Origin of the sequence: Actinosynnema sp. NPDC059797 (assembly GCF_042732085.1) — a bacterium.
GTDB lineage: Bacteria > Actinomycetota > Actinomycetes > Mycobacteriales > Pseudonocardiaceae > Actinosynnema.
In genome coordinates, this window is record NZ_JBHWIE010000069.1 from 22,873 (window position 1) to 30,039 (window position 7,167).

Annotated in this window: 3 protein-coding genes; 1 reads left to right on the forward strand and 2 read right to left on the reverse strand. The window is 74.4% G+C overall.

The genetic code is table 11. The annotated features are described in order from the left end of the window. Nucleotides 1-71: 71 nt before the first annotated feature. Both ACFV4N_RS18650 and ACFV4N_RS18655 read right to left on the reverse strand, forming a co-directional pair. A complete protein-coding gene (locus tag ACFV4N_RS18650) occupies nt 72-5,525 on the reverse strand; it encodes an ATP-binding protein (protein ID WP_499673792.1) in 5,454 nt (1,817 codons plus the stop codon). Nucleotides 5,526-5,883: 358 nt separating this feature from the next. Beyond that, nucleotides 5,884-6,477 (reverse strand): TetR/AcrR family transcriptional regulator, encoded by a 594-nt coding sequence (locus ACFV4N_RS18655; protein WP_499673793.1) that lies wholly within the window; start codon nt 6,475-6,477, stop codon nt 5,884-5,886. Nucleotides 6,478-6,568: 91 nt separating this feature from the next. On the opposite strand from ACFV4N_RS18655, the gene ACFV4N_RS18660 reads away from it, so the two are divergent. Beyond that, a partial coding sequence (locus ACFV4N_RS18660) for an alcohol dehydrogenase catalytic domain-containing protein (RefSeq protein WP_499673794.1) occupies nt 6,569-7,167 on the forward strand: 599 nt, incomplete at its 3' end.

Consider the following 7,167-nt stretch of genomic DNA (forward strand, 5'->3'; position numbering starts at 1 on the left):
CGTCGACCGCCGCCCGCACGACGAGGGGGGCGGTGCCGCGGCACCGCCCCCCTCGTTCCGTCGAGCCCGGCTCAGCCCAGCTTGGACTCCAGCGCCTCGATGATCCGCGGCCGCAGCTCGGCCGCCCGGACCACCGCGTCGACCGAACCGACCTCGACCGCGCGCTCGATGCTGTGCACCCGGTCGAACTCGCCCGCGATCTCGCTCAGCTTCTCGGCCCGCACCGCCGAGCGCAGCTCGTCCAGCTCGGCGATCAGCGCGGTCCGGTCGGTGCCGGTCGCGGTCGCGCTCCTGGCCTCCAGCTCCCGCACCCGCGGGTCGGCCGCGGTGCGGGCGGTGACCTCGCGGGTGAACACCACCGCGGCCGCGGGCGCGCCGCCGAGCACGGAGGCGAACGAGCCCTCCACGGCCAGCACGGTCATGTTCGGGTTCAGCGCCTTGGAGAACACCACGAACGCGCCGCCGTGGTAGCGGGAGATCACGCAGAACACGATCGGTCCCCGGAAGTTCACCACGGCCCGGCCGATCTCCGCGCCGTACTCCAGCTGGAGCTTGCGCATCGACTCGGGCGAACCGTCGAACCCGGACAGGTTCGCCAGCACCACGACCGGCCGGTTGCCGCTGGCCGCGTTGATCGCCCGCGCCACCTTCTTCGACGACCTCGGGAACAGCGTGCCCGCCGTGTAGGTGTCGGGACCGTCGGTGGGCGGGAAGCCGCGCCGCTCCACCGGGCGCGACTCGATGCCCAGCAGGCAGACCGGGATGCCGCCCAGGTGCGCGTCCTGCACGACCGCCGTCTCGGCGTCGGCCATGCCCGCCCAGCGCTCCAGCACCGGGCGGTCCTGGTCGGACAGCGCGCGCATGACCACCCGGATGTCGAACGCCTTCTTGCGGTCCGGGTTGTGCTCCGCGGAGAAGATCTGCCCGACGGTGGTGAAGTCGCTGCCCGTCGCGCGGTGCGGGTAGTCGGTGACGTCGCGGTCGTGCGGGTCGGCCGTCTCGACCCGGCGCGGCGCGTCCTCGCCGGGCGCGACGTAGGTGTGGTCGTAGTAGGTCATCAGCAGGTCGCGGGCCGCCGCCAGGTCCGGCGCCCAGTACTGCGCCTGCCCGTTCGGGCCCATGACCCGGTCGTAGCCGCCGATGCCGAAGTTGTCCTCGGCGGACACGCCGCCGGAGAAGTCCAGCGACTGCTTGCCGGTGAGCACCATGGCCGAGTCCGGCGTCATCACCAGGATGCCCTTGGTGTGCATGAGCATCGTGGCCTCGGCGTTCCAGTACGGCTGGGCGCCCACGTTGATGCCCGCGACCACCACGTTGATCTCGCCGCCGGCCTGGGTGAACTCGACGATCCGCTTGAGCGCGGCCGCCACCCAGTCCATGTTCTCGGTGCCGGACTCCATGGAGATCCGGGCGCCGGCGGACAGCGCGTACCACTCCAGCGGCACCTGGAGCCGCTCGGCCAGGTCCAGCGCGGCGATCACCCGGCGGCACTCGGGCTCGGACAGCGCGCCGAGGGCGGCGGTCGGGTCGCCGAGCAGCACGACGCGGGTGACGCCCTCCGGGTGCCGCGCGGTCGGGGTGCTGACCACGCCCGCGACGATGGCGGCGGTGTTGTTGCCCTTGGGGCGGTCCACCGGCACCAGCGCGTTGTCCTCGTCGAGGTCGTGCTCGGTGAACTCGCCGATCATGCCGGTGATCTCGTACGGGTACACCGTGTTGCGGCTGCTCGCCCGCAGCACCTTCTGCCGGTAGCCGTCCAGCGGCGGGATCGGCGCGTCCGAGGGCTCGCCGACGGTGAGCACCGGCGTGCCGGTGGTGTCGAACGTGATCCGCAGCGCGGTCCGCACCAGCTCGCCGTTCTCGAGGCGCTGCCGCAGGATGAACTCGATCTCCTCCAGGCCCGCGCCCGCCGTGGTGGGCAGGATCCGCTGGGCCAGCACTTCCAGCTCGCCGAGCGTGATGTCGCTGGCGGGCCAGACGTACACGACGATGCGGTTGGTGTTGAACCGCGCCGACTTCGACCGCTGGGACTGGGCGCGCCGGATCGAGTCCAGGCAGGTCGCCAGCGTGTTCTCGGCGGTCGGCAGGGCCGCGAGGCGCCCGTCGTGGTCGCGCAGGGCCACCAGGTCGCGGACCTGGCTGAAGGCCACGATCCGCTCGTCCGCGCGGTTGTCCCGGGCGACGCAGTGGAACAGGTACACGTCCTCGTCGGCGGAGGGCAGCCGGGTGAGGTCGAACTCGCGCAGCCGCTCCAGCTGCATCCGCTGGGCGATGTACGGGTGCAGGCCCCGGATCAGCCGGTCCTCGGCCATCCCGTCCGCCGACGGGCGGAACGTGATGTGCTGGTGCATGACCGCGTCGCCGCGGCCCGCGACGGTGAGCGTGAGCCTGCGGACCTGGTCGGGCAGCGGGTGCGCGCTGACCACGGTCGCCAGCGCGGCGGCCAGGTCGGCGGCGTCCTCCGGCTGGTCCCGCCACGCCAGGTAGACGTCGGCGTCCAGCGGGCCCGTGGCCGGCGCCAGGTCGCCCAGGCTCCGCAGCGCCCCGCCCAGGTCGTCGTGGTGGGTCGCGGTGGACACCACGGTGAAGTCGGTGCGCTGCGCGGTCACGAAGGTGCGGTCGCCGACCCGGCTGGTCCGGATGTCGACCAGGCGCTTGTTGCCGTAGTACCGGCGGGTCAGCACCTCCAGCATGAGCGCGTTGTCGAGCGTGTTGCGCTCCAGGTACTGGCTGAACAGCCGCACGAGCGGTTCGGTGGTCCGGACCATCTGGGCGACCCGCTCATCGCGGTCGGCGGCGTCCGGGTGCTCGCTCAGGTACCGCACGTGCTCGCGCACGTCGGCGTAGCTGCGGGCCCGGTTGCGGCGCAGCAGCGGCTGGCCGAGCCAGGCGAACACGACGCCGCGCGCGAGGTCGGCGACCGCCGGGAACCGGACCTGGGTCGCGGAGATCAGGTTGCCCAGGGCGAACCCGACCGTCTCGCGCAGCGTCTCGTCCGGCGGCGCCTCGTCCAGCCACGACCGCAGGAGCGTGGTCACCACCGCCGCGTCGGCCGTCGCCCGCTGGAGGGCGAGGAAGATCCGGAACACGGCGGCTTCCAGCTCCGGCGTGCGGTCCAGGCCGGTGACGCCGTAGTGGGCCAGCGCCGTGGTGAGCTTGCGCTGGAACCGCTCCGGCAGGCCGGCCCGGTCGACGTCCAGGCTCTGCAGGTAGGTGTGGAAGTACTCGCGGGCGCTGTGCAGGTGGCCCTCGCCGCCGGTGTCCTCGCCCGCCGGGCGGTTGCGGCTCAGCTCGGCCAGGTCGGCGAACGCGGTCAGCAGGTCGACTTCCTCGGCCAGCGGTCGCCGGCCCGCCTCGGTGGCCTCGCGCCGCGCGGCGAGGTAGTCCCGCAGCACCCGGCCGTCGTCGTGCGGGTCCACGTCGAAGCCGAGCAACTGCCCGCGCAGCTCGTGGAGGCCGCGCCGGACGCGGTCGGCGGGCGAGGCGTCGGGGATGTCGGCCAGGTCCAGCTCGACCGGCTGGTCGGCCGCGGCGTCGGCCTCGGCGTTCTCGGCGAGCGGCTCCAGCCGCAGCAGCGGCGCGCCGACCTCCACCTGGCTGCCGACGGCCACCGCGCACTCCTTCACGCGGGCGGCGAACGGCGCGCGCAGCACCGTCTCCATCTTCATGCTCTCCAGCACCAGGACGGGCGCGCCGGCCTCGACCTCGGCGCCGACCGCGACCGGGGTGGCCACGACCAGCGCGGGCGCGGGGGAGCGCAGCACGCCGCCCTCGTCCCGGCTGACCCGGTGCGCGACGCCGTCCACCTCGACCAGCACCACGGGCCCGGTGGCGCCCATGAGCAGGCGGTGCCGGGTCCCGTTGACGCGGATCTGCCCGGTGTGCTCGTCGAACCGGTCCAGCTCGACGTCGGCGGCGGCGACCCGGCTCCCCGCCTCGATGGCGACCCGGAACCGCTGCGCGCCGACCCTGGTGACCCGCACCCGGTACGCGGCGCCCCGCAGCTTGAGGTCCAGCTTGCGGCCGCTCTCGTGCCGCACCTGCGGTCGGCCGCCGAACGCGGTGGACAGCAGCCGCTGGCGCTCGGCGCCCTCCTGCTCCTCGTAGGCCTGGATGGCCGCGGCGGCGACGGCCACGGCGGAGTGGCGGTGCGCCACGAGCCTGCCCTCGCCCCGGACCCGGTCGATCCAGCCGGTGTCCGCGGTGGCGTCGACGATCTCGGGCTGGTCGAGCAGGTCGAGGACGAAGCTCTTGTTGGTCGCGCCGCCGTCGATGACCACGGTGGTGTCGGCCATGGCCCGGCGCAGCCTGCTCAGCGCCTCGGAGCGGTCGCGGCCGTGGGCGATGATCTTGGCGATCATGGAGTCGAAGTCGGCCGGGATGGTGTCGCCCTCGCCGACCCCGGTGTCCACCCGGATGCCGGGCCCCGCGGGCAGGTCGAACCGGGCGATGCGCCCCGGTGACGGTGCGAAGTCGCGGTCCGGGTCCTCGGCGTTGAGCCGGGCCTCGACGGCGTGCCCGCGCTCGACCGGCGGCCCGCCCTCCAGCCGGTTGCCCGCCGCCACCCACAACTGGGCCTTGACCAGGTCGAACCCGGTGGTCGCCTCGGTGATGGGGTGCTCGACCTGGAGGCGGGTGTTGACCTCCAGGAAGGCGAACGCCCGGTCGCCGGGGTGGTACAGGAACTCCACGGTGGCCGCGCCCCGGTAACCCACGGCGACGGCCAGCCGCTCGGCGGAGGCCTTGAGCTCGGCGGCCTGCTCGGCGCTGAGCACCGGCGACGCCGACTCCTCGATGATCTTCTGGTTGCGCCGCTGGACGGAGCAGTCGCGGACGCCGAGCGCCCACGCCGTGCCCTGGCCGTCCGCGATGACCTGCACCTCGACGTGCCGGGCCCCGGTGACCAGGCGTTCGAGGAACACCACGCCGCTGCCGAACGCCCGCGCGGCCTCCTGGCTGGTGCGCTCGTAGGCCTCGGCCAGGTCGGCCTCGCCGGTGATCACGCGGATGCCGCGCCCGCCGCCGCCCGCGGTGGCCTTCAGCATCAGCGGGTAGCCGATGCCCTTCGCGGCCGCCAGGGCGGCGTCCAGCGACTCCACCGGGCCGCGGCTCCACGGCGCGACCGGGACGCCGACCTCCTCGGCGATCAGCTTGGCGCCGATCTTGTCGCCGAGCTTGCGCATGGCGTCGGGGCTCGGGCCGACGAAGGTGACCCCGACCTCCTCGCAGAGCGCGGCGAACGCCGGGTCCTCGGCGACGAAGCCCCAGCCCACCCAGGCCGCGTCGGCCCTGGTGTCCACCAGCGCCTTCTTGAGCAGCTTCAGGTCGAGGTAGGGGCGGGCGGACGCGGGACCCAGGTCGTAGGCGACGTCGGCCTCGCGGACGAAGGCGGCGCCGCGGTCCACGTCGGTGTGCAGTGCGATCGTGTCGATCGCCGCTCCGGTCTCCTCGGCCAGCTCCCGGGCCGCGTGGATGAGCCGCATCGCGGCCTCTCCCCGGTTGACGATCGCGATACGGCGGAACATCCGACCGACCATTCCCTTCTGTACGTGACCCAGACCCCGTGGTGTTCAGGTGGCGCCCACACTCTGCCTGGTGGCCCGACCCGCGCTGTGCCGGGGTGGGCCCGGGACACGAGTATGGCCAACTCGGCTACGGGGTGACTCGATTTCACCCCGGTGTTAGGGGATCGCTAGGGGATTGCCGGGCCGTGTTCGCCCCTGGTCGCGGTCGCCTCGGTCGCGGTCGCCCCGGCCGCCGGCGGGCCGACCCGGTCCGTCGCGCGACCCGGTCCGTCGCGCGACCCGGTCCCCGCACGATCCGGCCCCCGCACGATCCGGCCTAGCCCGCAAGACCTCCGCAAGGACCGTCGCCGGCCCCGCGTCACGGCGGCGGCGGGTGGGGCAGCGGGTGGGCGCCCTCGGGGCGCAGGCCGTCGAAGAGGATGCCGAGGTAGCGCTGCCACAGGTCGGGCGGTGCGTCCGGCAGGTTCCGGACGATCTCGTTCGGCGCGCACATCAGCAGGACGACGTCGGGACCGGTGATGTCGGGCCGCACCGCGCCGTGGTCGCGGGCCCGGTCCACGAGGGCGTGGACGACCTCGAACAGGTGGGCCTGGGCCCGGGACGCCTCCTCGCCGAGCTTGTCCGCGCCCTGGAGGAACGACAGGTCGAGCCGCTGGCGCAGCCGGGCGGCGACGGTGAGGAACTCCAGCAGCGCGCCACCCGGGTCCGCCGCGTCGATCAGGCGTTCGCCCGCTGCCGAGAGCAGGGTGATCCGGTCCAGGACGACCGCGGCGACCAGGTCGTCCTTGGTGGGGAAGTGGCGGAACACCGTCCCCTTCCCGACCCCGGCGCGACGGGCGATGTCGGCGACCGACGCGTCCGGGCCGCGCTCGGCGAACTCCTCGGCCGCCGCCGCGAGCAGCAGTTCTCGGTTCCGCGCAGCGTCGGCGCGCAGCGGGCGGGGCGGGGGCACGGCACCAGGCTAACAAGTTGACCGCGCGGTCCGGTTGTGGCTAGCCTCGCCGCAACAACCTGACCCAACGGTCCGTTTTTAGGGGGATCCCATGAAGGCAGTGGTCGCCACCGGGTACGGCCCGCCGGAGGAGTACGTGGTCGCGGACGTGCCGGTGCCGAGACCCGGTCCGGGGCAGCTCCTCGTCCGCGTCGCCGCGGCCTCGGTCAACCCGACCGACGTCCGCCTGCCCGGCGGCGACTTCCGCGACGCGGTGCACCTGGAGTTCCCGCACGTGCCCGGCAACGACTTCGCCGGGACCGTCGAGGAGGTCGGCCCCGGCGTGACCGCGTTCGCCGTCGGCGACGAGGTCTTCGGGCTCGCCGTGCCCCGCGCCCTGCGCGCCCTGGCCGGCGCGGCGCGGCCCTCGCTGAGCACGGGCTCGCTGGCCGAGTACGCGGTCTTCGAAGCCGACACCCCGCTGCTCGCCCACCGCCCGGCGGGGCTGTCCGCCGAGGGCGCGGCGGCGCTGGCGACCGCGGGCCTGACCGCTCGCGCGCTGATGGCGACGGCCGGCGTGCGGCCGGGGGAGACCGTCCTGGTCGTCGGCGCGACCGGCGGCGTCGGCACCGCCGTGGTCCCGCTGCTGGCCGCCGCGGTCGCGCGCGTGGTCGCCACCTCCACCGCCGCGGACGCCGACCTGCTCCGCGA

Coding starts and splice junctions, on each gene's coding strand:
- ACFV4N_RS18650 (WP_499673792.1), bottom strand. CDS start 5,525: ATGTTCCGCCGTATCGCGATCGTCAACCGGGGAGAGGCCGCGATGCGG.